The organism is Amycolatopsis aidingensis, assembly GCF_018885265.1.
GTDB classification, from domain to species: Bacteria; Actinomycetota; Actinomycetes; order Mycobacteriales; family Pseudonocardiaceae; genus Amycolatopsis; species Amycolatopsis aidingensis.
In genome coordinates this window covers 4,569,550-4,596,529 of record NZ_CP076538.1, presented here as the reverse complement: position 1 = coordinate 4,596,529, position 26,980 = coordinate 4,569,550, and the positions used below count along the sequence as shown (strand labels likewise).

General features: G+C 68.3%; 24 protein-coding genes, 5 tRNA genes and 4 pseudogenes. 19 read left to right on the top strand and 14 right to left on the bottom strand.

All coding sequences use genetic code 11. The annotated features are described in order from the left end of the window. The first annotated feature begins 467 nt into the window (after nt 1-467). The 5 genes from KOI47_RS21160 to KOI47_RS21140 all read left to right on the top strand — a co-directional run bounded on the left by KOI47_RS21160 (nt 468) and on the right by KOI47_RS21140 (nt 4,051). Nucleotides 468-1,355, top strand: a complete 888-nt coding sequence (locus KOI47_RS21160) for a non-ribosomal peptide synthetase (RefSeq protein ID WP_232376150.1) — start codon at nt 468-470, stop codon at nt 1,353-1,355. Then, entirely contained in the window at nt 1,294-1,509 is a 216-nt protein-coding gene (locus tag KOI47_RS21155; protein WP_232376968.1) for a phosphopantetheine-binding protein, read from the top strand. Before KOI47_RS21160 ends, KOI47_RS21155 begins: the two co-directional genes overlap by 62 nt. Before the next feature lie 72 nt (nt 1,510-1,581). Continuing rightward, a complete protein-coding gene (locus KOI47_RS21150) occupies nt 1,582-2,115 on the top strand; it encodes a thioesterase domain-containing protein (protein WP_216206232.1) in 534 nt (177 codons plus the stop codon). Nucleotides 2,116-2,140: 25 nt separating this feature from the next. Continuing rightward, complete coding sequence (locus KOI47_RS21145; protein ID WP_216206227.1) at nt 2,141-3,397, top strand: MFS transporter; 1,257 nt, start codon at nt 2,141-2,143, stop codon at nt 3,395-3,397. Nucleotides 3,398-3,484: 87 nt separating this feature from the next. Beyond that, complete coding sequence (locus KOI47_RS21140; protein WP_216206224.1) at nt 3,485-4,051, top strand: carbamoyltransferase N-terminal domain-containing protein; 567 nt, start codon at nt 3,485-3,487, stop codon at nt 4,049-4,051. Here the strand turns inward: KOI47_RS21140 and KOI47_RS21135 are convergent. The 3 genes from KOI47_RS21135 to KOI47_RS21125 all read right to left on the bottom strand — a co-directional run bounded on the left by KOI47_RS21135 (nt 4,022) and on the right by KOI47_RS21125 (nt 7,929). Further along, nucleotides 4,022-4,096, bottom strand: a tRNA-Ser gene (locus KOI47_RS21135). The two genes, KOI47_RS21140 and KOI47_RS21135, sit on opposite strands and share 30 nt — an antisense overlap. Further along, nucleotides 4,072-4,773 carry a hypothetical protein gene (locus KOI47_RS21130; RefSeq protein ID WP_216206221.1) on the bottom strand — a complete coding sequence of 234 codons (702 nt, stop codon included), beginning with the start codon at nt 4,771-4,773 and terminating at the stop codon, nt 4,072-4,074. The genes KOI47_RS21135 and KOI47_RS21130 overlap by 25 nt, the downstream gene beginning before the upstream one ends. 153 nt (nt 4,774-4,926) lie before the next feature. Then, entirely contained in the window at nt 4,927-7,929 is a 3,003-nt protein-coding gene (locus KOI47_RS21125) for an AfsR/SARP family transcriptional regulator (RefSeq protein ID WP_216206218.1), read from the bottom strand. Between the two features lie 170 nt (nt 7,930-8,099). Between KOI47_RS21125 and KOI47_RS21120 the strand changes: the two genes are divergently transcribed. Together KOI47_RS21120 and KOI47_RS21115 are read left to right on the top strand one after the other, a co-directional pair. Then, the gene (locus tag KOI47_RS21120; RefSeq protein ID WP_216206217.1) at nt 8,100-9,419 is read left to right on the top strand and encodes a CHAP domain-containing protein; all 1,320 of its coding nucleotides are present in this window, start codon (nt 8,100-8,102) and stop codon (nt 9,417-9,419) included. Further along, nucleotides 9,416-10,864 carry a DUF1906 domain-containing protein gene (locus KOI47_RS21115; protein WP_216206214.1) on the top strand — a complete coding sequence of 483 codons (1,449 nt, stop codon included), beginning with the start codon at nt 9,416-9,418 and terminating at the stop codon, nt 10,862-10,864. The genes KOI47_RS21120 and KOI47_RS21115 overlap by 4 nt, the downstream gene beginning before the upstream one ends. Here the strand turns inward: KOI47_RS21115 and KOI47_RS21110 are convergent. Further along, nucleotides 10,858-11,496, bottom strand: a complete 639-nt coding sequence (locus tag KOI47_RS21110) for a TetR/AcrR family transcriptional regulator (protein WP_216206211.1) — start codon at nt 11,494-11,496, stop codon at nt 10,858-10,860. The genes KOI47_RS21115 and KOI47_RS21110 overlap by 7 nt on opposite strands. Here KOI47_RS21110 and KOI47_RS36490 point away from each other — a divergent pair. From KOI47_RS36490 to KOI47_RS21090, 5 genes and pseudogenes are all read left to right on the top strand, one after another. Next, complete coding sequence (locus KOI47_RS36490; protein WP_232376149.1) at nt 11,495-11,923, top strand: FAD-dependent oxidoreductase; 429 nt, start codon at nt 11,495-11,497, stop codon at nt 11,921-11,923. The two genes, KOI47_RS21110 and KOI47_RS36490, sit on opposite strands and share 2 nt — an antisense overlap. Nucleotides 11,924-12,040: 117 nt before the next feature. Further along, the gene (locus tag KOI47_RS21100; RefSeq protein WP_216206207.1) at nt 12,041-12,370 is read left to right on the top strand and encodes an FAD-dependent oxidoreductase; all 330 of its coding nucleotides are present in this window, start codon (nt 12,041-12,043) and stop codon (nt 12,368-12,370) included. Between the two features lie 415 nt (nt 12,371-12,785). Continuing rightward, nucleotides 12,786-13,064: pseudogene (locus KOI47_RS35780) on the top strand (acyclic terpene utilization AtuA family protein); the annotation flags it as partial. Between the two features lie 121 nt (nt 13,065-13,185). Continuing rightward, nucleotides 13,186-13,623: a hypothetical protein gene (locus tag KOI47_RS35775; protein ID WP_232376967.1), complete on the top strand. Its 438-nt coding sequence runs from the start codon at nt 13,186-13,188 to the stop codon at nt 13,621-13,623. After that, complete coding sequence (locus KOI47_RS21090; protein ID WP_232376148.1) at nt 13,616-13,969, top strand: DUF4387 family protein; 354 nt, start codon at nt 13,616-13,618, stop codon at nt 13,967-13,969. The genes KOI47_RS35775 and KOI47_RS21090 overlap by 8 nt, the downstream gene beginning before the upstream one ends. Here the strand turns inward: KOI47_RS21090 and KOI47_RS21085 are convergent. From KOI47_RS21085 to KOI47_RS21075, 4 genes and pseudogenes are all read right to left on the bottom strand, one after another. Beyond that, nucleotides 13,966-14,625 carry a M15 family metallopeptidase gene (locus KOI47_RS21085; protein WP_216206204.1) on the bottom strand — a complete coding sequence of 220 codons (660 nt, stop codon included), beginning with the start codon at nt 14,623-14,625 and terminating at the stop codon, nt 13,966-13,968. The genes KOI47_RS21090 and KOI47_RS21085 overlap by 4 nt on opposite strands. Nucleotides 14,626-14,704: 79 nt before the next feature. Beyond that, entirely contained in the window at nt 14,705-15,343 is a 639-nt protein-coding gene (locus KOI47_RS35770) for a tetratricopeptide repeat protein (protein WP_232376147.1), read from the bottom strand. Between the two features lie 68 nt (nt 15,344-15,411). After that, nucleotides 15,412-15,639, bottom strand: a pseudogene (locus KOI47_RS35765) (hypothetical protein); the annotation flags it as partial. A gap of 98 nt (nt 15,640-15,737) precedes the next feature. Further along, nucleotides 15,738-16,337, bottom strand: a complete 600-nt coding sequence (locus KOI47_RS21075) for a hypothetical protein (RefSeq protein WP_216206200.1) — start codon at nt 16,335-16,337, stop codon at nt 15,738-15,740. A gap of 47 nt (nt 16,338-16,384) precedes the next feature. Between KOI47_RS21075 and KOI47_RS21070 the strand changes: the two are divergent. The 4 genes and pseudogenes from KOI47_RS21070 to KOI47_RS21055 form a co-directional block, all read left to right on the top strand. Beyond that, a pseudogene (locus KOI47_RS21070) lies at nt 16,385-16,495 on the top strand (VOC family protein); the annotation flags it as partial. 78 nt (nt 16,496-16,573) lie between these two features. Continuing rightward, complete coding sequence (locus KOI47_RS21065; RefSeq protein WP_216206196.1) at nt 16,574-17,029, top strand: FG-GAP repeat domain-containing protein; 456 nt, start codon at nt 16,574-16,576, stop codon at nt 17,027-17,029. Between the two features lie 429 nt (nt 17,030-17,458). After that, a pseudogene (locus KOI47_RS21060) lies at nt 17,459-18,227 on the top strand (transposase family protein). A gap of 616 nt (nt 18,228-18,843) precedes the next feature. Then, nucleotides 18,844-19,242, top strand: a complete 399-nt coding sequence (locus KOI47_RS21055; protein WP_216206191.1) for a hypothetical protein — start codon at nt 18,844-18,846, stop codon at nt 19,240-19,242. A gap of 508 nt (nt 19,243-19,750) precedes the next feature. On the opposite strand, the gene KOI47_RS21050 is transcribed toward KOI47_RS21055, so the two are convergent. The 4 genes from KOI47_RS21050 to KOI47_RS21035 form a co-directional block, all read right to left on the bottom strand. Beyond that, nucleotides 19,751-19,825 (bottom strand) — tRNA-Val (locus KOI47_RS21050). Between the two features lies 1 nt (nt 19,826). Then, nucleotides 19,827-19,898, bottom strand: a tRNA-Cys gene (locus KOI47_RS21045). A 71-nt stretch (nt 19,899-19,969) separates the two neighbouring features. Further along, nucleotides 19,970-20,042, bottom strand: a tRNA-Gly gene (locus tag KOI47_RS21040). A 110-nt stretch (nt 20,043-20,152) separates the two neighbouring features. After that, a complete protein-coding gene (locus KOI47_RS21035; RefSeq protein ID WP_020672550.1) occupies nt 20,153-20,578 on the bottom strand; it encodes an SsgA family sporulation/cell division regulator in 426 nt (141 codons plus the stop codon). 430 nt (nt 20,579-21,008) lie between these two features. Between KOI47_RS21035 and KOI47_RS21030 the strand changes: the two genes are divergently transcribed. The 3 genes from KOI47_RS21030 (at nt 21,009) to KOI47_RS21020 (ending at nt 24,391) form a co-directional block, all read left to right on the top strand. Beyond that, nucleotides 21,009-21,083, top strand: a tRNA-Val gene (locus KOI47_RS21030). A 484-nt stretch (nt 21,084-21,567) separates the two neighbouring features. After that, complete coding sequence (locus KOI47_RS21025; protein ID WP_216206188.1) at nt 21,568-23,118, top strand: sugar transferase; 1,551 nt, start codon at nt 21,568-21,570, stop codon at nt 23,116-23,118. 34 nt (nt 23,119-23,152) lie between these two features. Continuing rightward, a complete protein-coding gene (locus KOI47_RS21020; RefSeq protein WP_216206185.1) occupies nt 23,153-24,391 on the top strand; it encodes a kynureninase in 1,239 nt (412 codons plus the stop codon). An 8-nt stretch (nt 24,392-24,399) separates the two neighbouring features. On the opposite strand, the gene KOI47_RS21015 is transcribed toward KOI47_RS21020, so the two are convergent. Further along, nucleotides 24,400-25,572, bottom strand: a complete 1,173-nt coding sequence (locus KOI47_RS21015; protein ID WP_232376146.1) for a glycosyltransferase — start codon at nt 25,570-25,572, stop codon at nt 24,400-24,402. Next, nucleotides 25,569-26,843, bottom strand: a complete 1,275-nt coding sequence (locus KOI47_RS21010) for an O-antigen ligase family protein (protein ID WP_232376145.1) — start codon at nt 26,841-26,843, stop codon at nt 25,569-25,571. Before KOI47_RS21010 ends, KOI47_RS21015 begins: the two co-directional genes overlap by 4 nt. Between the last annotated feature and the right edge of the window lie 137 nt (nt 26,844-26,980).

The window sequence follows — 26,980 nt, the reverse complement described above, 5'->3', positions numbered from 1 at the left end:
TCGGAGATCCACCGCACGTCGCCTAACATCAGGCAGCTTGCTGCGATTCGCGTCGGGCTACGGAGTCGAACGCAGAGTTCAGAAGCGGATCAACGAGAATGAAGGCGAGCAGCGAGCCACGTCCAGCAAACGACACCGGCGAGTGGTTTCTTCAACCCTGATCGCCAGCGTGCACCGGGGCGTTGGGCTCGGACATCTGGATCGGCAACGCGCCGGCCTTGTCCAGCGCGGCCTTGGCCATGTTCCCGATGACCGGCTGGTGGAAGGAAAGTAGGCACGCGACTGCAGCGAGGATGGCGCCCGCTGCGCCCGATCCTCTCGAACGAAACGCCCGCCCTCCGTGTCGACGTCTGGACACCGGTTGTCCAGCAGATCAACGTTCCGATCAGTATCACCACCGTAACCGTGACTGCCAACGTGGCTTCGTGTAGATCGGCATTGTTACCTGCTGTTGCGAGGAGCTCCAGATGATCGTTCTGTCGAATCCTCTCACCAACCCAAAGCAGCTCTGCCAGGATGCTAGCGGCGTTCGAGGCGTTCGCCGGGCGGCCTCGGCTGATCAACATGTATGGGATCACCGAGGGTACGGTGCACCCGTCGTTCCGGGAGTTGACCGCGGCCGACACGACCGGCGGGGTGAGCCCGATCGGTGGCCCACTGCCGTCAGCGGCGTCCTTTGTGCTGGATTAACGACTCGCGCTTATGCCGGTTGGCGTTGTGGGGAGTTGTACCTCGGTGGCCTCGGGGTGGCGCAGGGATACTGGGGTCGAAGTGGGTTGACGGCGGCCCGCTTTGTGGCGAACCCGTTCGGTGGTGGCCGGTTGTACCGGACCGGGGATTTGGTGCGGTGGAACCGAACCGGTGAGCTGGAGTATGTGGGTCGTGCCGATAAGGTGAAGATCCGGGGTTTCCGTATCGAGGAGGGTGAGGTTGAGCCGGCGTTGGCGCGATGTCCGGGCGTGGCCCACGCTGCGGTGGTTGCACGCGAGGACCGGCTCGGCAACAAGCGCTTAGTTGCGTACGTGGTGGGTGATGTCGATCCGGTCGAGGTGCGTCGTTTTGTAAGCGGGGTACTGCCAGGTTATATGGTGCCTGCCGCGGTGGTGATAATGGGCGCGTTGTCGCTGACCTCAAATGAAATTTGGATAGGTGGGCGTTGCCTGCTCCGGATTTCGGTGGTTCGGTCCTGTCGTGGGGTCCGCAGAAATGCTCGCGAGGAGATACTGTGTGAGTTGTTTGCTGAGGTCTTGGATGTAAGTAGTATAGGGATTGACGATAACCTTTTCGATCTGGGTGGGCATTCTTTTGCTGGCTGTTCGCCTGGTGAGTCAGATTCGCTCGACGTTGAGTGCTGAAGTGGCGGTCAGGACACTGTTCGAAGCGCCCACCGTCGCAGACTTGGCGGTACGGCTTGATGCTGCCCAGTCTGATTCGCTTGCCACGGTGCTACCACTAAGACAGCAGGAGACGGCACTCCAGTATTTTTCGTCCACCCGGCCGGTGGACTGAGCTGGTGTTACTCACGTCTACTGCCGTACATCCCGAAGAAGCATCCGGTCCACGGATTGTAGCCATAACCGCATGGCCCCCCATTTATTAGCTGGATGGTCCTTCGGTGGCGTCGTTTCCCAAGAGATGGCAGTAGCACTCGAGGATCTCGGCGAGGAAGTCCCGGTTCTCATCCTTTTCGACGCTCCTCCCGTCGAGCTCGGGAACGAGGAAACCGCAAAAGATCTTCCGGAGGACGTTCTTTCGCTGATCGAACAATCGATTCGCTGTGCCGCCGGAGGAATATTGGACGATCTACCCGAAGGCAACGTGGCCAAACTGTCGGCGATGACCGATCACTGCGTTCGGCCTCTCGGTGCCCACGAGTCGCGGGCATTCGGTGGAAAAGTCGTCAGCGTCGAGGCTGCGGGATCTCAGGACGCCGCAGATCGTTCGCGACCGTGGTGGGCTCACCTCGCCCAGGGAGGAGTGGCGACCTACTCGATCGACTGTCAGCACGAGGAGATGATGAACGTGGAACCTGTTTTGAGCATCGGAAAATCGTCTTGGACGTGTTCGCGCGGTACGATTAGACGCGTTAGTCAGCGCTGGAGTATTTTGCTGTGAACGTCTAACCGGAGGACTTCTCGAAGTGCCCACGAAGGAGTCTGACGACGCCAAGGTGAGACTGGGAGGTCGCTTCCACAGACTCTTCGGCGCCACGCTTGTGTCGGCCATCGGCACCGGCATGCACGTCGCCGCGTTGCCCCTGCTGGCGCTGCAGAGCAGCAGCAGCCCGATGGCGTTGAGCTTCGTCGTCATGGCCGCCGAGATTCCCTGGGTGCTGCTCTCGCTGCACGCCGGTGTCGTGGTGGACCGGCTGGACCGCCGGCGGCTGATGGTGTGGGCTGACCTGGGCCGATTCGCCGTCCTGGTCGCTCTCGCGGTGCTGATCCTGACTGCGCAGGTGAACCTGGTGTGGCTGGTGCTCGCGGCGTTCCTGCTGGGCATCGGCCAGGTCTTCTTCGACCTCGCCGCCCAGTCGGCCATTCCCGATTTCGTGTCGCGGGATCCGCGGAACCTGGCAACGGCGAACGGGCGGATCGCCGCGGCGGACATCAACGGTGAGGACTTCGTGGGGCCTCCGCTCGGTTCCGCCTTGTTCGGTGTGTGGAACTTCCTGCCGTTCGCCGGCAACGCTCTCTCGTTCGCCGCCAGCGGCCTGTTGATCCTCTCGATCCGGACGGATGCCAAGACGAAGGAGACGTCCGACGCTTCGCGCCCGAGCGTGCGGAGCGAAATCGTCGAGGGCATTCGGTGGTTGTTCGGGAACCGGACGCTGCGGGCGCTGGCCATGGTTTCCTGCCTCGGCAACGTCGTGGCCACCGCTCAGTTCGCCATGCTCGTGCTGCTGGCCAAAGAGGTCCTCGGACTTCCGGATTTCGGTTTCGGTTTGTTGCTGACGGCCAGCGCGGTCGGCGCAACGGCCGGGGGACTGGCGGCCGCGGTCGCCAGCAAGCGATTCGGCTCCGGCACCGTGCTGCTCACGGCCAAAGCCGGCGTGGGCGCGGCCGTTCTGGTGCTGGGACTTGTCGCCAATTCGTGGGTTGCGGCCGCGATGATGATGCTGACCGGTGCGCTGATGACCGCGGAGAAGGTCGTGGTGAACACATTGCGCCAGCAGATCGTGCCTCGTGAACTCTTGGGGAGGGTGCTTTCGTCGAGTAGACTGGTAGTAATGGCTGGAGGGCCGGTTGGCGCGGCACTTGGCGGCGTGCTTGCCAGCGCGTTCGCCGTCCAGTTTCCGTATGTCGCCGGTGGTGTTTTCCTCATCCTGGTCACATTGGTGTTCTATCCCATGCTGAACAACCGCGCGCTGGCAAGCGCTACGGACGAGTCGGCCGGGTAAGCGAGAAAATCCGCGGCCGCGTGGGAGGTGCCGCTTCACACTTCGACTCAGGATATGTCATCCCCCAACACGGGGAGACGACTTGTCGTGATTATCTGCGGAATCAAGGCATCGCACGACGGTGCGGTCGCGGTCGTCGAGGACGGCCGTCTTCGATTCAGCGTCGAAATCGAAAAGCTGGGAAGCGGAGAACGTTACAGTTCCCTCGGCAGCCTCCAGCAGGTGACGGACATCCTCGCTGGTGATGGGTTGTCGCCGAGTGACGTCGACCAGTTCGTCGACGGCCGGTACGCGCGAGGGGGCGCACACGCCGTCTCCATCGGCGACGGCGAGCGATCGGTGGAACTCGCTGTCGCGCCCTACGTGGAAGGTCCTGGCGATGCGGGACCACTGCAGCGGCACACCTTCGCGGGCCAGGACGTCCAGGGCGGAAGCGGTGGCTACGCCGGCTTCACCCACGTGGCCAATCATCTGCTCGGCGCCTACTGCGCGGCCCCATTCGCCGCGCGCCGGGAGAAGGCGCTGGCCCTGGTGTGGGACGGCGGGATCGTGCCGCGATTCCCAGCAACGACGAAACCCCCGCTGATGGTGATCACCGGAGGGGGTTTGACCTGGGGAAACAGATGGTGCGCGATACTGGGATCGAACCAGTGACCTCTACCGTGTCAACGTAGTCATGGCCCTCGCCCTGACCCGCGCAGATGGAGATCCAGCAGGTCGGAGCGCTGCGGTTGATGCGCGTTCACTCTGCTGATCTCATCGCGACCAATGATGCCTCCCCGCGCGCACCCAGTCGCCCGAATTCGTCCGACGGCCCGTCGCCAGCGGGGGTCAGGCCCGTTTGAGCACCGCCAGTTCGCCTGCGCTGTAGATGAGCGGCCTGCCATAGCGGCCGCACACGGTGTACCCGTGCCTGCCGAACATCTCGACGATCCGGTCGGAGGTGACGGGCCGATCTCGAGGAAGTGCCGGGGCGGCTCGTCGACGTGCCGGGACAGCGCGGCGAGGCACCGCAGGTAGCTCAGGTACGGCCTGCCCCACCGGACCGAGTCGTCGTCGGTGAGCGCGTAGTGCCGAGCGGGCCGGCCGACCGCGCTCTCGCCGAAGCCCTCCAGATCGAACGGGCAGCGGGACTGGTCCCAGGTCAGCCGCGCGGCGTCGAAGTACCGCAGTGCCTCGTGGAAGCCGTTCATGGTGCGCATCCACGAGACCTTGGACAGGGCCGGGTTCTCCTTGAGCGCGAGCTTGAAGGTCTTCTCGAAGTTCCGGGGCGACAGGGGAGTGCGGTAGCTCGGGTAGAACCAGTAGCCGGCCGTCGGCCAGGACTTGAACCCCTCCAGACCCTGTTGCTCGAGGTCGGCGAGGATGTCCCGCAAGGCCCGGCGTCCAGAAGTTCGTCGGGCGGTAGATCGGGTCGCAGTCGCGCACACCCTCGAGCAGCTGCTTGGTCATGCCGGTCCAGTCGGTCACGACGGCATCGTGCCGGGTCGAGGTACGCGTGCTCGGCCGGGGTCCGGGCGATGCCGCGCTCACCCGCCGGAGGACTCGGCGTACTCGCGGGCACCGTAGGTGCGGAAGGTTTCCATGGCTTCCGCGGTCAACCGCTGGGCGGTGGGTCCGTCGCCAAGCGCCTGGTGCATCTTCGCCAGGGTGTGCACCGTCCGCGCGCGGAACAGCTCGCTACGCAGGTCGGTCCACCGCCGCAGCGAGTCCTCGAGGCAGTCCCGCGCCTGGTACAGGCGGCCGTCCACGAGACGTACCTCGCCCATCACCCACAGGCCGCAGGCATGGCCGAAGGGGTCACCGAGCGCGCGGGCGACCGCCAGCGCGTCCGCCACCAGTGACTCCGCCGCGACGGGGTCTCCGAGCCGCAGCAGCGCCTTGCCAAGTGCGCGCTTGGAGTACGCGACGAGCAGCCGGTCCTCGGTCTGTTCGAAGATCGTGAGCGCCGCGCGGGCGAGCTCAGCCGCCCGTGTCCACTCGTCGCGGGCCCGGTGGTACAGCGACAGGTTCCGCAGTGCCAGGCCCTCACCGCGACGCGAACCGGCCTCGGTGAACAGCGCCAGCGCCTCGGTCAGATCGTCCAGCGCCCCCGGGTAGTCACCCATCTCCAGGCGCACGGTGCCGGCGAGGCGGCGGGCATGGCCCATCGCGCCCGGATCGGACAGGCCCGCCCACTGCTGCTTGGCCCGTTCGAGGAAGTGCAGTGCCTCGGGCAGGTAACCCTGTTCGCGGCAGGCGGCGCCGAGCGCTGCGAGTGCAGTGGCCTCGCCCCTGGCGTCGCCGGCGGCCCGGAACACCGACAGCGCGTCGCTGAGGTAACCGCGGGAACGGGGGTAGTCGTCCAGTTCGTAGTAGAGCTGGCCGAGCCCCGCCAGCAGCGCCGCCTCACCCAGCACGTTGCCGTTGCCGCGGGCGGCGGTGAGCGCGGCGTCGTGCGTGCGCTGCCAGGATCCGAACGGGTTGTCGAAGACGCGGTGGTGGCCGCCGAACGCGGTGCCGGACAGCGCGGCGGCGAGCTCCACCGCCACCCCGTCCAGGCCCATGGCCGCGGCCCGCTCGATCGCCACGATCAGCGCGTCCTCCTCGGCGCGGAACCAGTCGTAGGGCCGGGCCACGACCCGCCGGGCGACCTCCTGGTCGACGGCACGGCCCAGCCGGAACTCGGCCTGGACCGACGGCAGGTGCGGCGTGCTGTCCTCGTTGATGCGCTCGACCAGCCAGATCCACCCGCCGAGCACCCGCTCCACCGCGGCCGCGCGATCCGCCGGCGGCTCCTCGTCCATGGCACGTTCCAGCGCGAACAGGCTGATGAGGTCGTGCAGGCGGTACCGGATGAGACCGACCGGGTCGGTGCCCTCGATCTCGACGAGCGAGACGTCGACCAGGTCCTCCAGTACGCGTTCCGCCTCGTCCAGGCCGACCGCCATCGCCGCGGCGGCGACCCAGGCGTTGAAGGACGGCAGGCTGAGCAGGCCCAGCCGGCGCAGTGTGGTCCGCGCGCGGCGGGGGAGGAGCGCGTAGCTCAGGTTGATGCTGGCTCCCACCTGCTGGTCACCGACCGTCAGCTCGTTCAGCCGGTGCCTCTCGTCGGCGAGCCGGTCGACCAGCCGGGCCAGCGACCACTGCCGGCGCGACACCAGCCGCGCGCCGGCGACGCGGATGGCCAGCGGCAGCCGTCCGCACAGCCGGGTGATCTCGGTGGCCGCCGCCGACTCGGCCGACACCCGGTCGGCACCGGCGATCCGGGCCAGCAGGCCGGTCGCGGCGTCTTCGGGCAGCACTCCGAGTTCGGTGAACGTCGCGCCGGCGAGCGCGGAGAGCCGGTTCCGCGAGGTGACGATCACCGCGCAGCCGGGGCTGCCGGGCAGCAGCGGCCGCACCTGCGCCTCGGTCGCGGCGTCGTCGAGCACCACCAGTGTGCGGGTGCCCGCGAGCCGTGTCCGGTACCGGGCCACCCATTCGTCGAGCGACCCGGGCGGTTGGGCGGCCAGGGGGTCGATGTCGCGCAGGAGCCGAGCCAGCAGCTGCTCGGCGCCCGCCGGGCTCGCGGTCGAGCCGTGCAGCTCGAGGTGATACTGGCCGTCGGGGAAGTGGTCGGCGAGCTCGTGGGCCACCCGATGCGCGAGAGTCGACTTGCCCATGCCGCCCGCGCCGGAGATGACGCCGATCGGCATCGTGTCCGGTCGGACCAGCGCGGTGGACAGGGCCGCGATCTCGGCGTCCCTGCCGATGAAGTCGGCCGGCGGCGAGGGTAGCTGCCGTGCCGGGCGGGGCGCGGCCGGGAGTAGGGCGGGGTCGCCGCGCAGGATCGCCTCGTGCAGCCGGCTCAGCTCCGGGCCGGGGTCGATGCCCAGCTCGTCCTGCAGGGCCTGCCGGCCGCGCTGGTACACCTCCAGCGCGTCGGCTTGGCGGCCCGCCCGATACAGCGCGGTCATCAGGCCGCCGCGCAGCCGCTCCCTGGTCGGGTGCAGGGTGACCAGCTCGGTGAGCTCGGCGAGCAGTCCCGGACCCTGGCCCGCCGCCAGGTCCGCGCCGATCCGTTCCTCGACCACGGTCAGCCGTAGCTCGCCCAGCCGCGCGGCCTCGGCCCGCAGGAACGACTCCCCGAGGTCGCCCAGCGCCGGCCCGCGCCACAGGGTGAGCCCAGCGCGGAAGCTCTGTGCGGCCTCGTCGTGTTCGCCGCGGTGCGCGGCCAGCCTGCCCTGCTCCACGTGCCGTTCGAACACCCGCGCGTCCACCGCGTTGTCGGGGACCTCGGCACGGTAGCCGTACCGGTCGGAGGCGATGACCTGCGGCAGGCCCGCGTCGTTGAGCGTCCGGCGCAGGGTCGCGACGTAGGTCTGCAGCACGGCACGTGCGGTGGGGGGCGGGTCGTCGCCCCAGACCACCTCGATCAGCCGGTCGACCGGGACGGTCCGGCCACGTTCGAGCAGTAACGCGGCGAGCAGTGCCCTTGGCTTCACCCCGCGCAGCGCGACGGGCCCGGTCGCGCCGACCGCCTCCATCGGTCCGAGCAGCCGAAACTCCATCCGCCCTCCCCGAGAGGCTGAGCTCTCGCCCGCGGCACCGTTGCAGTCGGGCTACAGCGAAGTTGAACCGTCCTGGTCGAGGGTGTCGACGACGGGCCAAGGTTAACCGAAGGGACGGGATTGTGGGTCGACTTCGAACAATTCGGACAAGAGGCTTGAGGGTCGGTGCGATGCTGACTGCCGCTGTGGTGGGTGCGGTCACGTTCACCGCGACGTTGGGTGCGATCGCTTCGCAAGAAGCGGCCGCGGCGAGCAGATCGGAGATCGTGTCGATCGCGCAGGGGGAGTACGACAACTCGACGCGTAACGTCGAGCGGCCCATGGGCAGCGGCTGCAACTACTACACCGGGTTCATGCGCAACTGGAAGTCTAGCAGCGGCTGTCCGCATCACGGGGTGCAGTGGCGCGACAGCGACTGGTGCGCCGACTTCGTCAAGTACGCCTGGTACAAGGCCGGGGTCCGGAAGGTGATTGTCGGCGACGGCGATGTCCTGACCGGGTGGGCCAGGTCGTTCAAGGAGTACGGGCAGACCTACGGCGGGTGGCACGCCCGTAGCAGTGGGTACACGCCCCAGCCGGGAGACGCGATCAGTTTCGACTGGGAAGGCAACGGCTCGATCGACCACGTCGGCGTGGTGAAGTCCGCCAACAGCAGCACCGTCTACACCATCGAGGGAAACAGCAGCGACCGCATCAGCCAGAGGTCCTACAGTCGTAGCGACGGCGACATCGTCGGATACACCGAACCGCTCGGCGCGCGCGACATCTCAGGCACGGCGTCGGTCTACGGGGTGTTGGACGACGGTCGTCTGACCTACACGCCCATTGATGCTGCTACTGGTGATCGTGGGAATGTGCGGGTTTCTACGGCCGCCCTCGGGTTCACGCCCGTGGCGATGGCGACGTTGAACTTCAACACGCTGCTGATCACGTCCACGGGTGGTCAGCTCTACCGGGTGGACGTCATCACCAACCGTGAGTCGCTTCGCTACGAACGTCCTGTCCACCTTGGTGGCGGCTGGACCCACCGACTCCTCGCCTACGACGGAAGTGGGCACCTTTACGGTATTTCCGGTTCGGGGAGGCTGCACCGCTACACGATTACCGCTACGAAGCCGGGTGCGGGCAACATCACCGATTACAAGATCATCGAGGAGAGTGGTTTCACGCTCAAGACGCTTACCGCCACCGGCCCCGACTGGTTACTCGGCACGACCAGTGGTGGTGCTCTGCTCTCCTACAAGATCAGCGGGCCGGGGAGCTGGAAGCGTCACGAGCTCCGTTCCTCCACTTGGCAGGTCTTCGATCATCTGCTGTCGCCGGGTGGTGGTGTCTACTTCGGACACCGGCCTGAGGGGTCCATGTTCCGCTACGTCGACGCCAACCCTTACGACGGCAACGGCAAGGACCTGACCGGCAACGGCGTCGTCGACGAACGCGGCTGGACCCAAACCCTCCTCTCCGCCCAACCCAACTCCGTCACGTCGTGACCTCCGGCGCGAGCGAACGGAAGGCAGCCATGGGACACCTTTCTCGTCGGACACTGATGCGCGGAGCCGGCGCGGCGGCACTGGGCGGCGCGGCGGCACTGGCCCTCCCCGGCAGGGCCGGGGCAGACATCGCATCCAGCGCGGTGCGCCTCGGCATCGACTACTCATGGGGGAGGCCGCGGCCGAGTGCCATCGTCGCGGCTGGGTATACGTTCGTGTGCCGCTACCTTAGCTGGGACGACACCGGGAAGAACCTGACCAGGTCCGAGGCGGACAGGTTGCGCGCGGTCGGGTTGGACATCGTCAGCAACTGGGAGTACCGGGCGAACGAGGCGCTCGACGGGTACTCCAAGGGCGTCAGCAACGCCACCGAGGCGCACCGGCAGGCCATCGCCTGCGGCATGCCGGCGTCCCGGCCGATCTACTTCAGCGTCGACTTCGACGCCAGCTCCGGGCAGCAGGCCGCGATCAACTCCTACTTCGACGGAGTGGCCTCGGTCATCGGCCGCGGTCGTACCGGGGCCTATGGCGGGTACGGGCCGATCGACCGACTGTTCGACGCCGGGAAGATCACCTGGGGCTGGCAGACCTATGCCTGGTCCAACGGCAGGTGGGACTCCCGTGCGGAGCTGCGGCAGGTGAAGAACGGCATCAAGGTGGACGGAGAGGACTGCGACCGCAACGAGGCACACGCGACCGACTTCGGCCAGTGGGGCGGCGGTCCCACCGGCACGGCGTCGGTCTACGGGGTGTTGGACGACGGTCGTCTGACCTACACGCCCATTGATGCTGCTACTGGTGATCGTGGGAATGTGCGGGTTTCTACGGCCGCCCTCGGGTTCACGCCCGTGGCGATGGCGACGTTGAACTTCAACACGCTGCTGATCACGTCCACGGGTGGTCAGCTCTACCGGGTGGACGTCATCACCAACCGTGAGTCGCTTCGCTACGAACGTCCTGTCCACCTTGGTGGCGGCTGGACCCACCGACTCCTCGCCTACGACGGAAGTGGGCACCTTTACGGTATTTCCGGTTCGGGGAGGCTGCACCGCTACACGATTACCGCTACGAAGCCGGGTGCGGGCAACATCACCGATTACAAGATCATCGAGGAGAGTGGTTTCACGCTCAAGACGCTTACCGCCACCGGCCCCGACTGGTTACTCGGCACGACCAGTGGTGGTGCTCTGCTCTCCTACAAGATCAGCGGGCCGGGGAGCTGGAAGCGTCACGAGCTCCGTTCCTCCACTTGGCAGGTCTTCGATCATCTGCTGTCGCCGGGTGGTGGTGTCTACTTCGGACACCGGCCTGAGGGGTCCATGTTCCGCTACGTCGACGCCAACCCTTACGACGGCAACGGCAAGGACCTGACCGGCAACGGCGTCGTCGACGAACGCGGCTGGACCCAAACCCTCCTCTCCGCCCAACCCAACTCCGTTCACTGACCACGACCGGACGACAGGCCATGCCCGCCGGGCCACCACCCGGCGGGCACCTGCATCCCCGACGCCGACGTCTGGAGACCGAGCGCCGTCCAGACGCGATCGAGCACTCGGTCGCGTCTGGACGTGTCCACCGGTCCCGGTTCCTCGAACCTCGCGATGATCATGCCATCGACGACGACGTCCAACGTGTCGGCGACGACGTCGGGATCCGGGACGCCGGACTCGGCGACGAAACCGCGCACGAGTGCGTCCCACCACGCGTTGAACTCGTCCAACTCGGTTCGCAGCACCGGCTCGCTGGGGGTGGTCAGCAGGGCCAGCCAGAAACGGCGCACCTGATCGTCCAGCTCAGCGACCGCCCAACGCACCAGGGTGCGCACGCCCGAAGCGCCGGACAGGCCCGCGACAGCCGTCTCGGCCTGGGCCTTGCGCGTGGCGATCTCCCGCCGCACGGCACGGCGGAGCAACTCGTCCCTGCCGGCCACGTAGTGGGTGACCACGGAGGTGGACGCACCGACCCGTTCGGCGACGGCACGGATGGTCACGGCGGTGAATCCGTGGTCGGCCGCGATGGCGAGGACCGCGTCGCTCACGGCCTCACGGCGGGCCGCGTGATCGATCTGGCGGGGCATGCGGTCAGCCTACCCTTTAAATGCAACAGACGTTGTACAACTATCGTTGCATGAACGTGGTCGTCATAGGGGCAGGCTTCGCGGGGCTCACCGCGGCCCAAGAGTTCGCCGCAAGAACGTCGACGTCACGGTGCTGAAAGCGGCGGACCGGGTGGGCGGTCGCGCCCAGACCGTCCGATCGGCCGGAGGCTCGGCGGTGGACTTGGGCGGCATTACGACAGTCGCCGACTGGCTGACCAAGATCCCGCACCGAAAGGCACGCGCCCTGCTGGAAGTGGTCATCAACCCCTCGCAGCCGACGTCGACCAGGTGTCCCTGCACGCGTTCACCGCGGTGGTTCGGGCTTCGGGCGGGCTCCGATCGATGCTCGGAGTCGAAGGCGGCGCACAGGAGTCGCTGCTCACCGAAGGCGCCGGGTGCTCGTTGAACGGATGGCCGCCGACCTCGACGTCCACCTGGCCCGCCCGACGACCGCGATCACCCGCACCCCGACCACGTCCTGGTCGACACCCCGAGCGGCTCGATCCGCGCGGACCACGCCATCGTGGCCGTGCTCGTCCCCGGACACCGCGCCCGCACCCTCGCCGCGATGCCCCCGGAAGACCGCAGGACCACCGTGCTGGACACCGCCGCCCACGCGCTGGGCGCCGCCGCTCACCATCCCGTGGACTGGCACGAGAAGGCATGGCAGGAGGACCCGCACGTAGGCGGCGGCCACTCGGCACTTCCCCGGGTAGGCGCCCTCGCCACCTTCACCGCGCCGCCGACCCCCGCGGGGCGGGTCCACTGGGCGGGCACGGAAACAACCCGGACCTGGACCGGATACCTGGAAGGCGCGGTCGAGTCCGGACTACGAGCGGCCGCGAAGTGCTGACCTGACCGACCCGGTGTCATCCGGGCGGATCCTCGTCGCCGGGCGCCCGGTGGAGGGCGCGTCGTGCCGGTAGCCGCGGACTCGAACCGCTCAGTTCGGCGTCCGGCGCGAGGCTTTCACCGCCGTGGATGCCGCCTGGATAGATGTGCAGCTCGACCGGAACGCCCGCCCAGGACAGCCGCCGTGCGAAGTCGCGCCGAGGTGATGGCGGAGGAGGGCCTGGACCTGAAGGTCGCGCGGATCTACGGCGAGCAGAACGCGGCCGAGTTGAAGGGAGTTCCTCGACGCCGGCCGGATCTACCCGCTGCCACCGTTGGGACAAACTGCGGGCCGAGCCCCTCGAGAGCTGCACCCACATCATCGGCGCGATGGGCCACGACCGATCGTCGCGGCACTCCGCGCCGGTGCCCAGGTCGTGCTCGCCGGCCGTGCCACCGATACCGCGGTGGCCGCCGCCTACCCGCTGATGAAAGGGATGCCCGCCGGGCCGACGTGGCACGCCGCCAAGATCGTCGAGTGCGGCGGTCAGTGCACCAGCAACCCGCGCGCGGGCGGAGTCCTGGCCACCGTCGACGCTGGCGGCTTCACCTTCGAGCCGCTTGACCGCGCGGTGTCGTGCACGCCGATGTCGGTCGCCGCCCACATGCTCTACGAGACCGCGCACCCGTTCGAGATGCGGGAGCCCGACGGCACCCTCGACGTTCGGGACGCGCGGTACGCCGCGGTCGACGACCGGATCGTCCGGGTCGAGGTTCCACGTCGCCGACCAGTACACGATCAAGCTGGAAGGCGCCCGGGTCACCGGCTACGAGACCATGTCGTTCACCGCGATCCGGGACCCCCGCATCCTCGCCGAGATCGACGCCTGGGCGGAGCTGATGTGCACGATGATCACGCAGCGGGTGAGCCAGACGCTGGGGCTGGCGGACGACGAGTACGCCTTCGACCTCCGCCCGTACGGCCACAACGCGGTGCTCGGCGACCTCGAGCCCGAGAGCGGGCCGCCGCGAGAGGTCGGCGTGATGCTGCTTGTCAACGCACCCGACCAGGCGACCGCGACGGCCGTCGCCAAGGTCGCCAACCCGCTGATGCTGCACCTGCCGACCCCGGCCATGGACTACCTGCCGAGCCTCGCGTCCTCGCCGGCCGAGGTCGAGCGGCGCGGCGTACGAGTTCGTGCTGAACCACGTCGTCGACTGCGACGACCCGACCAGCCTGTTCCGCACCGAGATGGGGAGAACGTGAATGCCTGAGACCACCCTTGCGGACCTCGCCCACGAGGTCCACGCCAAGAACGCGGGTCCGTTCTGGGTCACCATGGAGCTGTTCATGCGCGACGCCGAGGGCTACCGGATCGCCGCGGACGAGTCCTTCCTGAACGAGCGCGTGATAGCCGAGCTGTACCGGGTCGAGGAGAGCACGGTCCAGCTGTTCCGGATCCCGTCGCTCAACGTCGTGAAGATCTCCTTCCCCGCCCGATCAACCAGGGATCGCTCCGGGACCGCGACATGCACGCCGGCCAGCACCACGTCCCCGCTCGCGCGCATGCCGATCAGGCGGCCGGCCGACCGCGTCGTTGTCGACACCACGCCCCGTTAGGCCTGGTCCAGGGTGGCTGGGCCGTAGCGGGCGTGGGTGGGACCGGTGACCAACGCCCAGTACCGGTCCCCGTAGGACCAGTGCCACCACTCGCTGGGATAGTTCACGAAACCGGTCGTGGTCATCGCCTCGATGAGCATGTCTCGGTTCTTCCTGGCCTCGGTGTCGATGTCGGGGGAGGCGGTGAAGCATTCGGCGCCGTGCTCGGGTGGGGTGGCGTTCACCTCGGTGCCCATCGGCAGCTCGTCGCCGTCCGCTGTGCAGAGCGTCAGGTCCACGGCGCCACCCGCGACGTGTGGTGCCACTTCCGGTGGCGCCACGTAGGTCGCGGCCTCGATGTGCACGGGCTCGCTCGGCCAGTCCGGGTTGGCCAGGCCGATTCGGGTCACGCAGCTCGCGAAGTACCGCTGCTGCAGGGCATATGGCCGGAACCCTTCGATCACCAGCAGGCGCAGCCCACGTGGAAGTTGGCACTGCGCGGCGACGAGCCGGTCGACGACACTGAGCCGCACGTGCGCGTAGGCACCCAGTTCGTCGGCGAGACGCGGGTCGACGCGGATGGCTTGTGTGTCGCGCAGGTCCACCAACGGCTCGCCGCATTCCCGGACGGGCAGGGCGGCGACGCGGGGATCGGACAACAGCACGAACGACGACACGGGCTTGGTTCCTCCGGTCTGGACATACGATGGGGATGCCATGTTGCCGCGCGGCGCTTCAGGAACGCTGTAGCCGGCCCTACAGCGAACGCCCCGTGAGTTCGGTGTACTCGCGCGCGCCGTAGGTGCGGAACGTGTCGACGGCCTCGGCGGTCAACCGCTCGGCGCCACACGTGTCGCCAAGCGCGTGGTGCACCTTGGCGAGGGTGTGCTTGGTGCGTGCCGGGAACAGCTCGCCGCGCAGGTCGGTCCACCGGCGCAGCGCGTCCGCCAGGCAGTCGCGGGCTTGGTGGAGCCGGCCGTCGGCGAGGTGGATCTCGCCGACGACGCAGAGGGTGCCCGCCTGGCCGAACGCGTCGCCGAGGGCGTGGCAGACCTCCAACGCTCGCTGCGCCTGCGGTAGCGCCGCCGCCGAGTCGCCGAGCCGGAGCAGCGCCTTGGCCAGTGCACGCTCGGCGTAGGCCACCAGGATCCGGTCCTCGGTCTGCTCGAAGATCGCGAGCGCGGCGCGGGCGAGATCCTCGGCCTGTGCCCGCTCGCCGCGGGCGCGGTGGTAGAGCGAGAGGCTGCGCGGGGTGAGCCCCTCGCCGCGGCGAACAGCGCGCGTGCCTCGGTCAGGTCGGCGTGCGTGGCGGGGTAGTCGCCCATCTCCAGGCGCACCGTGCTGGCCACTCGCCGGACGTGGCCCAGGGCTCCGGGATCCTCGAGTTCGGCCCACATGTGGGCGGCTCGGTCGAGGAACTGCAGTGCCTCCGGCAGGTAGCCCTGCTCGCGGCAGGTCGCGCCGAGTGCGGCGAGCGTGGCGGCCTCGCCCCGGACGTCGCCCGCTGTGCGGAACACCGACAGCGCCTGGCTGAGGTAGGCGCGGGAGCGGGGGTATTCGTCCAGTTCGTAGTGCAGCTGGCCCAGCCCCGCGAGCAGGGTGGCCTCGCCGAGCGCGTTGTCGTTGCGTCGTGCGGCGGTGAGCGCGGCGTCGTGCGTGCGGTGCCACGGCCCGAACGGGTCGTCGAGCACGCGGTAGAGGCCGTTGAACACGCTGCCCGACAGGGCGGTGGCGAGCTCGACCGCGATGTCGTCCAGGTCCTGTGCCGCGGCCAGCTCGACGGCCGCGGTCAGCTCCTCCTCCTCGGCACGGAACCAGTCGCTCGGCCGGGTGACGACCGCCGGGCGATCTCGTCGTCGACGGCCCGGCTCAGTCGGAAGGTGGCCTGGATCGCCGGCTGGACCGGTGGCACCGTCTCGTTGATCCGCTCGACCAGCCAGATCCAGCCGCCGAGCACGCGTTCGACCACCGCGGCGCGTTCCTTGGGCGGGTCCTCCTGGACGGCGCGTTCCTGCGCGAACAGGCGGACGAGGTCGTGGAGCTGGTACCGGACGAGGCCGACGGGGTCCACCCGGTCGACCTCGACGAGCGATACGTCGACGAGGTCCTCCAGCAGGTGTTCTGCTTCGTCCAGCTCGGTTTCCAGAGCGGCGGCGATCCAGGCCGAGAAGTGCGGCAGGCCGAGCAGACCGAACCGGCGCAGCGCGACCTGCGTGCGCTCGGGCAGGAGCGCGTGGCTGAGGTTGATGCCGGCCCGCACCTCCTGGTCGCCGACCGTCAAGTCGTCGAGCCGGTGCTGCTCGTCGGTGAGGCGGTTCGCCAGCCGGGACAGCGACCACTGGCGGCGGGACGCCAGGCGTGCCCCGGCGATGCGGATGGCCAGCGGCAATCGTCCGCACTGCCGGGTGATATCGCGAAGGCGCGCACGACCTCGTCGATCCGCATGGCAACCGGCCGACGGTGTGGTTTCAGACCGTGCCGGAGACCAAGACCAGCAAGAACCGCTTGCACCTGGACATCCGGGTCACGCCCGGTTCACCACGCTGACCGATCCTTCGTCAAGTACGCCTGGTACAAGGCCGGGGTCCGGAAGGTGATCGTCGGCGATGGCGATGTCCTGACCGGGTGGAGTCCGCCAACAGCAGCACCGTCTACACCATCGAGGGAAACAGCAGCGACCGCATCAGCCAGAGGTCCTACAGTCGTAGCGACGGCGACATCGTCGGATACACCGAACCGCTCGGCGCGCGCGACGATGAGGTCGATGAAGTCGTGGACTTCAGCGGTGATGGCAACCCGGATGTGTTGGCGCGGCATGCGTCGAATCGCGATCTGTATTTGTTCAAGGGTGATGGTCGTGGTGGGTTTGTTGGTGACGCTGTCGTGGTGGGTAACAACTGGTCGGGTTATGATGTGATTTTCTCGCCTGGTGACTTCACGGGTGACGGTAGCGCGGATGTGTTGGCGCGGCACGCGTCGAATCGCGACCTGTACCTGTTCAAGGGCAACGGTCGCGGCGGATTCACCACTGACGCCACCATGGTCGGCAACAACTGGTCCGCCTACGACCGGATCTTCTGACCGGCGCTGGTGCTCCGCTGTAGCTCGCGCTGAACCATGGCTGAAGCGACGTCACAAGCCTTCCGCTGGCAGCACACACCACGCTCCCGGAAGCTTCCTCGAGGGGACAACGCACATGAGCAGGCTGTTCACGGTCGTCAGCGCCTGCGCGATCGCGGGGCGCTCCGACGCCCCGCAGGCCGACGGGCGGGAGCTGACCGCCGCCGAGACGGTGCAGGTGCGGCCACGCCGAGCAGATCCTGGTCAAGCAGTGCATGGAAGATGCCGGCTTCAGGTATTGAGGTGATCTCACCAAGATCGGCTCGGGTGTGAAGAGCGCGGTGCTGGGATGGTTGGCTCTGTTGCTGGTGGGAGCCTGTGAGGCGTGGGCGGGGAGCCTCCTGGCAGGACTGGATTTGCGAAGATCAAGTCCAAGGTCAGGGGCTCTCCGTGATTGCCCATCGTGCCATGCTCGACGTGCCGCGTGAACTCGCCCAGTACGTCAGCCGGTTGCTACATGCCGAACGCCGTCGACGCGGTACTCGCAAGAACAGCAGGGCGATGACCTGCTTTCGGCAGGCGGTGCTGGGGTTGCACTGGTTTCGGCAGAACGCCGAGGTCACTGCGTTGGCGCGGGACCACGGAGTTTCCCGTGCCACCGGATATCGCTACCTCGACGAGGTCATCAATGTGCTTGCCAAACAAGCGCCGGATCTGCATGACGCCAAGGCCAAGGCCAAAGCCGACGGGCCAGCTTACGTGATCCTCGACGGAAAGATCTTCTCCGCTGACCGGTGTAGCGAGAAAACCCTGAGTGTCAAAGGGAAACAGATCGACCGCTGGTACTCCGGGAAAGCCCACGAGCCCGGCGGCAACATCCAAGCACTCTCCGGACCACACGGTCTCTCGCGATGGGTGGCCGATGTCGAACCCGGCTCGGTGCATGACCTGACCGCGGCCCGAGAGCACGTCCTCGGCGCCCTGTACTAGGCCTACTCCCAACTCGACCTGCCCGCGCTCGCCGACGGCGGCTACGAAGGCGCGGGCATCGGCGTGCACACCCCGTACAAACAACCCGCCGGTGACCAAGAGCCCCATGCCGACAACCGCACCTACAACGCCCTGCTCCGCGGCCTGCGCTGCATCGGCGAACGTGGATTCGCCGTCCTCACCGGCCGGCTGGCGAGTGCTCCACCACACCACCGCCAGCCCCAGCTAGATCGGCCACATCGTCATACCCGCCCTCGTGCTCACCCATTTCGAACACGGCCTACTCACCTGAAAGTTGATGAGATCACCTAGTTGAGCATCAACGGAATCAGCCCCTCGGACACCGGTTGGGCTCGCGGCCGCGCTGCGGCGAAGACCAGGAACAGACGCGCCACTAAGACCAGGGTGCTCCACCGGTACGATGCCTTCCAGGCGCGAACCTGGTACTCGTCCAACCTGGTATGACCCTTCGGGGTCTGGAAGGACTACCCGACCGTCCGCCGCCTTCCAGCAATCCGGACAAAGGAGGGGCAGGTCGGCCGGGGTGGGGCGCGTAGCAGCGGTAGAACGCCAACTCACCAGTGCGCCGGTCGCGACGCATCAGCAGTCACCGTTGCCGCGACTCATTGACGGCGCTGTGGATGTTCCACCCAGGCACAGTCGTAGTAGCAGCGCCCCTTAAGGCCAGGCTGCCGGACACCACCTACTCCGCGGCTCGGCGCCAGTTTGGCGACGAGCTGTCGCGGGAGAAACGAGCGTCGCGAATACTTGGAAGCGATTCCTCCGCCTGAATCCGCCGACATGTGCTCGGAGTGCCTCCGCCCGAAGGCGTGGCATGAGACGCCGTGCCTGCTCTTGCCGGGGATAGGGCCCTGCCCGGCTGGCCGGACTGGCCCGCGCACCTGGAGCAGGTCCGCGAGAAGTCGGCCAAGCTCGCGAGGGACCGTGCGCGGGCGGACAAGCCGCCGAAACCCAAGCCGCTGGCCGTGAACCCATCTGGGCTACCGATCGAGGAAATCATGAGCAGGCTCGCCAAGGTGCTGGCCCAGCAACCCGGTGCCATCGCGCGGCGCGGCGAATCGGTGGGAGCTGTGGCCCGCGCCCAGCACCCCAATCTGCTCGTGAGCGGCGCAGGCGCCACAGGACTGCTGTCATCAGGCCCCTGCGACGTCGTGTGGAACGCCGAGCACTGCAAGATGCAGGGCCAACATCGCCGGAACGGCTTCGGGTGCAGCTCATCATGAAGGGGCGCAGATGAACCGGTGTCTAGGTCCACCGCTCAGTGGGATGGATCGATCGGCAGCGTGCGAGGGTACTGGGCGAAGACCGGTCGCACTTGCGTAACCAGGTCCTTGCGAGGTTCGACGAGACCCCGTTGCGGACTTTGAGCCGGATGCGGATCAAGTCGTAGGTGGAGGTGCTGCGCCGGGTGCTCACATGTCGTGAGCTGCGGCATACCCGCCGCATCTGGCTCCAATCGAGGACGGAATACCGGGCGTACTCCTGCACGAACGTGCGTGCCCGTTATCCTGGGCCTCTATTCACACATCACCCCACCCTGCGGTCTAGTCCACGCTGGGCGCGTTAGGTCGCCGCTGGGCCGATGGTCTCCCTGCTCAGGGTGGCCGGGTGATGAACACAGATGTGGTGAACACAGTAAGGCAAGATCAACTGCTCCCAATTGTGCTCCCAGCAACGACGAAACCCCCGCTGATGGTGATCACCGGAGGGGGTTTGACCTGGGAAAACAGGTGGTGCGCGATACTGGGATCGAACCAGTGACCTCTACCGTGTCAAGGTAGCGCTCTCCCGCTGAGCTAATCGCGCGAGGCGGAGGCGGGAATCGAACCCGCGTACAGGGCTTTGCAGGCCCTTGCCTGAACCACTCGGCCACTCCGCCGTGTTTCGATGGACCGCGCCGGAGACATTTCCCACCAGACCCGATCCAACTGCGGGGTGCCGCCGCAGTCGAGCGGACGACGGGACTCGAACCCGCGACCCTCACCTTGGCAAGGTGATGCGCTACCAGCTGCGCTACGTCCGCATTCCATGACTCCGAGTCGCTGACTCGTTGTCGTGGTGTGCGTAGAACTCTATCGGACGGCGGATCGGGCGGTCACATGGGGGTGGCCACCGCGTGTCCGGCCGTTGTCATCAGCTCAAATCGTTGGGGATCAGGTGGGTCAGCGCGTCGTCCACGTCCACCCACAGGTGCTCGTTGCCCGGTAGTACCACGTCATAGGTACGGTCCAGGAAGTCCGCGAGCTCCTGTGCCGAGGCCTCGAACATCGCGTGCCCGGAGGGGGAGTTGAGCTCGATCAGCACCGACTCGGGGTCCTCGACCGAGGGGCGGATCCGCACGTCGCCGTCTCCGGCATCGGCGAGCAGGCCGTCGGCGAGCAGGTCACGTGCGTACACCCATTCCACCCAGCCTGCTCGGCCGGTACGGAACGCGGCGACCACGGCGTACGGATCGCGGGTGTCATAGCGCAGCTCCACTTTGACCGGAACCGCGGGGGTTCGCGGCGCCAGCAGATCGAACACCGCCGTCGAGCGGAGCGTCACGTGATCGTTTCGCATCGTCCTAACCCTTCTGCTCCCTTCCGGCCAGTCTGGCCGAGTTCCGACGGTGAGACGTGGCTGGGGGGTCTTCGGCTCGCCGTTTCGCCGCAGATCACCCGTACGGGGTCTCGTATTGCTCCATTCGATCCAGCCGTCCCGGCCTCGCCGGCATCTCGCCCTCCGGTGTGTGATCTCACTGATCGTCCACGCCCTACATACTGCTCGGTTCGGCGCCCGCGCGATAGCACTGTCCCGCGAATGCCGCACGTGACGTAGCTCCCCTCCGCCAGCCGGAAACCCCGCGAGCACGGTGTTCTTCGCTGCGTGCCGATCAATGCGCGGACCGTGCTCGGCGGAACCACCCGTTTGCAGGCCTCCGAACGTTGTAGGGACCCCGCTCTCCGGCCGCCGAAACCGGTCCGGTACAGTCTGTTCTCACACCGCGAGGGGGCGATTAGCTCAGCGGGAGAGCGCTTCGTTCACACCGAAGAGGTCACTGGTTCGATCCCAGTATCGCCCACCATCGGAATCCGGCCCGTACTCGAACCGAGTGCGGGCCGTTATGTTTTTGTCATGCCTTTCGTCGTGTGGTCCGGTATGCGCCGGACTTCGGTACAACACCCTTGGCGCCCATGGTGTTCCGTCCTTCCCGTCATGACGGCGGAGTGACCCACACGGCTCGTCACTCGTTACCCAGTCGAGGCCGCGCCGCAACCTGCCCGGCGCGGCGGATCGTCCACTGTGGCGGGTGCCGGTGACCCGTTGCGCAGGAATTACTGACTACTTTGGGTAGCTGTTGTTTGCTTTCGATGATCACTCGTTGTCATCAATTTGTTATCGTTAGCATTCATCTTCCCGTCGTCTCACCTCATGAAAACCCGTTCGTGGCGGTGTAACGCCGATTCGGAAGCCGCCGATACCAGGTCGTGTGTCGCCCGGAGTGATTACTCGATGTGCAACACACCTGGTTACTCTGCGGAGCCGCTGTCTGCCAACCGGGAGGGTCTATGGACGAGTCTGCGCGCTCGTCATCCACCGCCGAAGGCATCTCGTCACGCATTGATCTGCACACCGGGGATCTCCACACCAGCCCGCGCGCCGCGCGTTCCGTGACGTCCGCCACAAGCGGGCGCACACCCCGTTCCCGGACCGCGACCCGGCCACCGACGATGGCCTGGGAACGTCGTTACCGCAGCTGGGTGATCGGCGGGGACGCGCTGGCCACCTTGCTGGTCGTCGCGGTGAGTGCCGCGATCATCGACGCGGCCGCCGACCGCACCGACCATCTGCTGATCGGCCTCGGCGTCGGCGTCGCCGTCCTGCTCGCCCTTCCCGCCAGTCGCGCGTGGACCCAGCAGGTGCTCGGAGAGGGAGCCGAGGAGTTCCGCAGGCTGGGCAAGGGCTTGTTCGCGGCTGGAGTCATGGTCGCCATGGCCGGGCTGCTGTTCGGTGCGCTGTCGGTACAACCCTGGGTCTTCCTGGTCATGCCCGCGCTGGCGGCCGTGCTGCTGCCCCAGCGTTACCTGTTGCGTCGCCTGCTGCACCTGGCCCGCAGGCGCGGGCGGTGCCTGCTGCCGGTGATGGCCGCCGGTGACCCGGAGACGGTGCGGGAACTGATCGAGCGCACCCGCCTGGTCTCGCATATGGGCTGGCGGGTGGAGGCCGTCTGCACCCCCGATGGCACCCAGGACCAGGGGGACGTGAGCGGGGTCCCGGTGGTGGGGCGGCTGGACGAACTGGCCGACCACGTGCAGCGGGGCGGCTACCGGGTGGTGGCGATCACAGCCGACCGGTACTGGAGTCCGCGCAGGCTGCAGCGGCTGGCCTGGGACCTGGAGAGCACCTCGGCCGAGATGGTGGTCGCTCCGGTGCTGATGGAGGTGGCCGGTCCCCGGCTGAACGTCTCCGGCGTGTTCGGGATGCCGCTGGTGCGGGTGGCGGCACCACAGTTCACCGGAGGCCGCAGGCTGGTCAAGGAGATCGTCGACCGGGTGGGCTCCGCACTGCTGCTGGGGCTGCTCAGCCCGCTGCTGCTGCTGATCGCGCTGGCGATCAAGCTCGGCGACCGCGGGCCGGTGATCTACCGGCAGCGCAGGGTCGGCAGGGACGGTGCCACCTTCACCATGCTCAAGTTCCGCACGATGGTCGTGGACGCCGACCGGGTACGGAGCGACCTGCTGGCGGACAACGAAGCCGCGGGGCCGCTGTTCAAGCTGCGCAAGGATCCACGGGTCACCAGGATCGGGGCCCTGCTGCGGCGGTACTCCCTGGACGAGCTTCCGCAGTTGTGCAACGTCCTTTCCGGACGGATGTCCCTGGTGGGGCCGCGCCCACCCCTTCCGGAGGAGACCGAGGAGTACTCCGTGGACGCCAACCGGCGGTTGCTGGTCAAACCAGGGCTGACCGGGCTGTGGCAGGTCAGTGGCCGCAGCGACCTCACCTGGGCGGAGAGCGTCCGGCTCGACCTGCGCTACGTCGAGGACTGGTCGCTGGCGATGGACCTGGTGATCCTGTGGAAGACGGTACGGGCCGTCGTGGTGGGCCAGGGCGCCTACTGAGCGCGGTGGGCCGGCGGTAGATTCAGCGACCCTGATGACGAACACGAGTCCCGAGCGGACCAGCCTCGAGCGGGCGGCCCGGCTTGACGCCGCCGACGAGCTCGCCCACTTCCGGGACCGGTTCGTCCCGATCGGCGACCCCGGAGTCGTCGCCTACCTCGACGGCAACTCGCTGGGCAGGCCTCTGCGGTCCACGGCGCAACGGCTGCAGGAGCTCGTCGGGCAGGAGTGGGGCGCCCGGCTGATCCGCTCCTGGGAGGAAGGCTGGCTCACGCTGCCCGAGCGGCTCGGCGACGAGCTCGGCTCGGTGGCGCTCGGCGCGGCGCCCGGCCAGGTCATCGTCGCCGACTCCACCTCCGTGTGCCTCTACAAGGTGCTGCGTGCCGCGATCGGCCTGCGGCCAGGGCGGGACGAGGTGGTCACCGACACCTCGAACTTCCCGACCGACCGGTTCATCGTGGAGAGCGTCGCCGGTGAGCTCGGGCTCACGGTGCGATGGATCGAGTCGGACCCGTGGTCCGGCGTCGCACCGGCCGAGGTCGCCGCGGTACTGAGCGAGCGCACCGCGGTGGTCGTGCTGTCGCATGTGGACTACCGTTCCGCCGCGATCGCCGACCTGGCGGCGATCACCGGGCTGGTGCACGACCGCGGCGGGCTCGTCGTATGGGACCTGTGCCACAGCGTCGGTTCGATTCCGGTCGCGCTGGACACCGCCGGGGCCGACTTCGCCGTCGGATGCAGCTACAAGTTTCTCAACGCGGGGCCCGGCGCGCCGGCCTTCCTCTACGCCAGCTCCCGGCACCACCACGAGTTCGGCCAGCCCATCACCGGCTGGATGGGCGCGGCCGACACCTTCGGCATGGAAGCTCACTACCGCCCGGCCCCCGGCATCCGCAGGGCCCTTTCGGGCACTCCGCCGGTGCTCGGGATGGTCGGGGTCGCCGAAGGCGTCGCGCTGCTGGCCGAGGCCGGGATCCTCCGCGTGCGGGCCAAGGCCGTCGCGCTGGGCCGGTGGGTCATCGACCTCGCGGACGCCTGGCTCGCGCCCCTTGGCTGCGCGGTCGCCTCGCCGAGGGAGGACGACCTGCGTGCCGGGCACGTGACGCTGCGGCACCCCCACGCGGACCGGCTGGCCCGCAGGCTCATCGAGGACGGGGTGCTCATCGACTTCCGCGGACCGGACGGAATCCGGATCGGGCTCAGCCCGCTCACCACCAGCTACACCGAGGTGTGGCACGCCATGGACCGCCTTCGCGGGCTCGCCACCAGCTGACTTACCGCTCAATCGCCTGACCTACCGGGAGCTCCGCCGGTCACCTCGGTGGCCAGTGCGAGGATCTCGGCGCGGTACCGCCGGGGCCCGAACCGGGTCCGCGCGGCCTCCCTGGCGGCGCGGGCCCGCGCGAGCGCGGCCGGGTGGTCGTCCAGCACCGCGGCGATCGCCGCGGCCAGCGCGTCCGGATCGTCCGCGGGCACCACCGCGCCCCACCGGCCGCCCTCGACCGTCTCCGGCAGCCCCTGCGCGTCGGTGACGACGACCGGCACTCCGGCCAGTTGCGCCTCGACGGCCGTGTTGCCGAATGGCTCCACCCTGGAGGGCACGATCGCCACATCCGCCGCCCGGTATGCCTCCCACACCTCGTCCCGGAACCCGCCCAGCCGCACCGATCCGGCGATGCCTGCCCGCTCTGCCTCGGCCCGCACCCGCCGTTCGAACCATTCGTATCCCGGGAACACCGAACCGAGCACCTCCAGCTCCACCGGACGCCCCCGCTCCCGCAGCCGGGCGAGCGCTCGCACCGCGGTGTCGGTGCCCTTGCGCGGGGAGATCCGGCCGACCAGCAGGACCCGCGCCGGTTCCCCGTGCCGCGGCGGGGACGGCGGCCGTGCCGGCGGCCCGGGAACCCCGTTGTAGACCAGCCGGGTGCGTTCCCGCAGCCGCGGCAGGGCGCGGACCACCACCGCGCCGGTCGCCAGGCTGTTCACCACCACCCGGTGCGCCGCGAGCAGGGGAGCGGCGAGCGCGAACCGCACCGGTGCCGGTACCGCCTCCTCGGCCTCGTGCACATGTGCCACCACCGCGGCACCCAGCAGCCTGGCCAGCGGCAGCCACAGCGGGACGGTGACCGTGTTCACGTAGACCAGTTCCGGCCGGATCTCGCGCAGCAGGCGCACCATCGGCGGTACCGCCCGCGCGGTGTCCAGCAGCAGCCTGGCGAGACCGGCCGGGCGCAGCGCGGCCTTGCGCAGCACGGGGGAAGGGCACCGCAGCACCCGCGCCCCCGCCCTGCGCAGCGCATCCTCCAGCGGGCCCGCCGCAGGCAGAGTGACCGTGACCTGCCACCCGGCCTCGGCCAGCGCGCGAACCGACTCGAGGAACACCCGGTCGGAGCCGTACAGCTCGGCGGAGGCATGCGCCAGCAGCGCCCTGCGGCGGGTGGCCGGAGTCGTCACGCCGGTTCCCTCCGCGCGATCTCCACCCAGGCCAGCAGCACGAACAGCCAGGTGCAGGCGACATTGGCCGGGGCGCCGAGCCCTTCGGTGAACATCGAGTTGGCCGCCATGCCCAGCAGCACGGCGAGGACGAGCGTGCGCTCCACGGGCAGGTGCGGGCTGGTGGTGGACAGCCGCAGCGCGGTGACCCCCAGTACGGTCAGGAGCGCCAGCCACACCACGGCCCCGAGCAGCCCGGTGTCCACCAGAAGGTTCACCAGCGCGTTGTGCGCGCCGCCAAGCCCCATGCTCTCCAGGAACAGGCCGCGCGAGGCGCTCAGGCCGTAGCCGTACAGCGGCTGCTGGGCGAAGAACTCGAAGGCGAGTCCCCACAGGTCGGTTCGTGAGTTCAATGTGGACAGCTGCTCGGCGGGTTCGCCCCTGGTGAAGAAGGATTCGATCGCCGAGCTGCCGACCAGCGCGATCGCGGCGAGCGCGACGGCGGAGACCAGGCCCACCTCGATCTTGCGGCGGCCGCGCCAGCGGGTCCACAGCACCACGAGCACCCCCACCACGGCGCCCGCGACCGCGCCCCGGGTCTTGGTGCCGATCAGCCCCGCGACACAGATCCCGAGCAGTCCGAGGTAGAGCGGCAACGGCCAGCGCGGCCCCGCCCGTTCCAGGCCGTGCGTGAGCACGTAGCCGAACAGCACGACCACGGCGATCGCCAGCATCTCGCCCGCCTGCACCGGGTGCACGTACAGCCAGGTGAACCGGTCCGGCTGGGTGGGCAGCCGGGGAAAGGGCACCAGCGCCCCGAAGATCACCGAGCCGCTGATCAGGACCGCGAAGGCATGTGCGATCCGGTGCGGGACCCCGGGGCCGGTATGCCGGGCGATCGACCGGCTCAGCGCCAGCAGCACCACCACCTGGGCGCCGCGGACCAGCGCCAGCTCGGGGTAGGGCGAGTACAGCGCCGAACCGGCCAGCACGATCGCGTAGGCGTAACCGAGGAAGGTGACGGCCAGCTCGGCCCGGCGCAGCCGGGTTGCAGGGGCGAACCGGAGGAACAGGAAGCATCCGACCAGCGCGTACAGCCCGATCTCCAGCAGCACGAACGGGTCCGCGTTGCCCGAGACCGTCTGGTCGTCGGCGCGCAGCCGCCACTCGTAGTCGCTGCCCAGCACCAGCGCGAGTACCGCCGCCACGGGCCACCATCCGCCCGTGGCCGACCTGCCCGGCGGGCCCGCCAGGTCACCGCCGGACGCGGCCGCCCCACGCTTGCTCAGCACCCTTCACCCTTCGGCGCTTCTCGCTCACCCTGATGGCGGCACCGGTTGGTCGCAGGGTGATGCTACGAGTGGTGTAACGAAAAAGATCCGGGCAGATATTACTCCCTGAGAGCCTGGTCCCGAACTGGACTCGAGCC

Excerpts from the sequence above, each read along its gene's own strand:
- KOI47_RS35775 (WP_232376967.1), top strand. The coding sequence starts at position 13,186 with ATGTCGTTCACCGCGATCCGGGACCCCCGCATCCTCGCCGAGATCGAC.
- KOI47_RS21025 (WP_216206188.1), top strand. The coding sequence starts at position 21,568 with ATGGACGAGTCTGCGCGCTCGTCATCCACCGCCGAAGGCATCTCGTCA.
- KOI47_RS36490 (WP_232376149.1), top strand. The coding sequence starts at position 11,495 with ATGCGGTCAGCCTACCCTTTAAATGCAACAGACGTTGTACAACTATCG.
- KOI47_RS21035 (WP_020672550.1), bottom strand. The coding sequence starts at position 20,578 with ATGCGAAACGATCACGTGACGCTCCGCTCGACGGCGGTGTTCGATCTG.
- KOI47_RS21110 (WP_216206211.1), bottom strand. The coding sequence starts at position 11,496 with ATGCCCCGCCAGATCGATCACGCGGCCCGCCGTGAGGCCGTGAGCGAC.
- KOI47_RS21150 (WP_216206232.1), top strand. The coding sequence starts at position 1,582 with ATGGCCCCCCATTTATTAGCTGGATGGTCCTTCGGTGGCGTCGTTTCC.
- KOI47_RS21160 (WP_232376150.1), top strand. The coding sequence starts at position 468 with ATGATCGTTCTGTCGAATCCTCTCACCAACCCAAAGCAGCTCTGCCAG.
- KOI47_RS21090 (WP_232376148.1), top strand. The coding sequence starts at position 13,616 with ATGCCTGAGACCACCCTTGCGGACCTCGCCCACGAGGTCCACGCCAAG.
- KOI47_RS21020 (WP_216206185.1), top strand. The coding sequence starts at position 23,153 with ATGACGAACACGAGTCCCGAGCGGACCAGCCTCGAGCGGGCGGCCCGG.
- KOI47_RS21120 (WP_216206217.1), top strand. The coding sequence starts at position 8,100 with ATGCTGACTGCCGCTGTGGTGGGTGCGGTCACGTTCACCGCGACGTTG.
- KOI47_RS21125 (WP_216206218.1), bottom strand. The coding sequence starts at position 7,929 with ATGGAGTTTCGGCTGCTCGGACCGATGGAGGCGGTCGGCGCGACCGGG.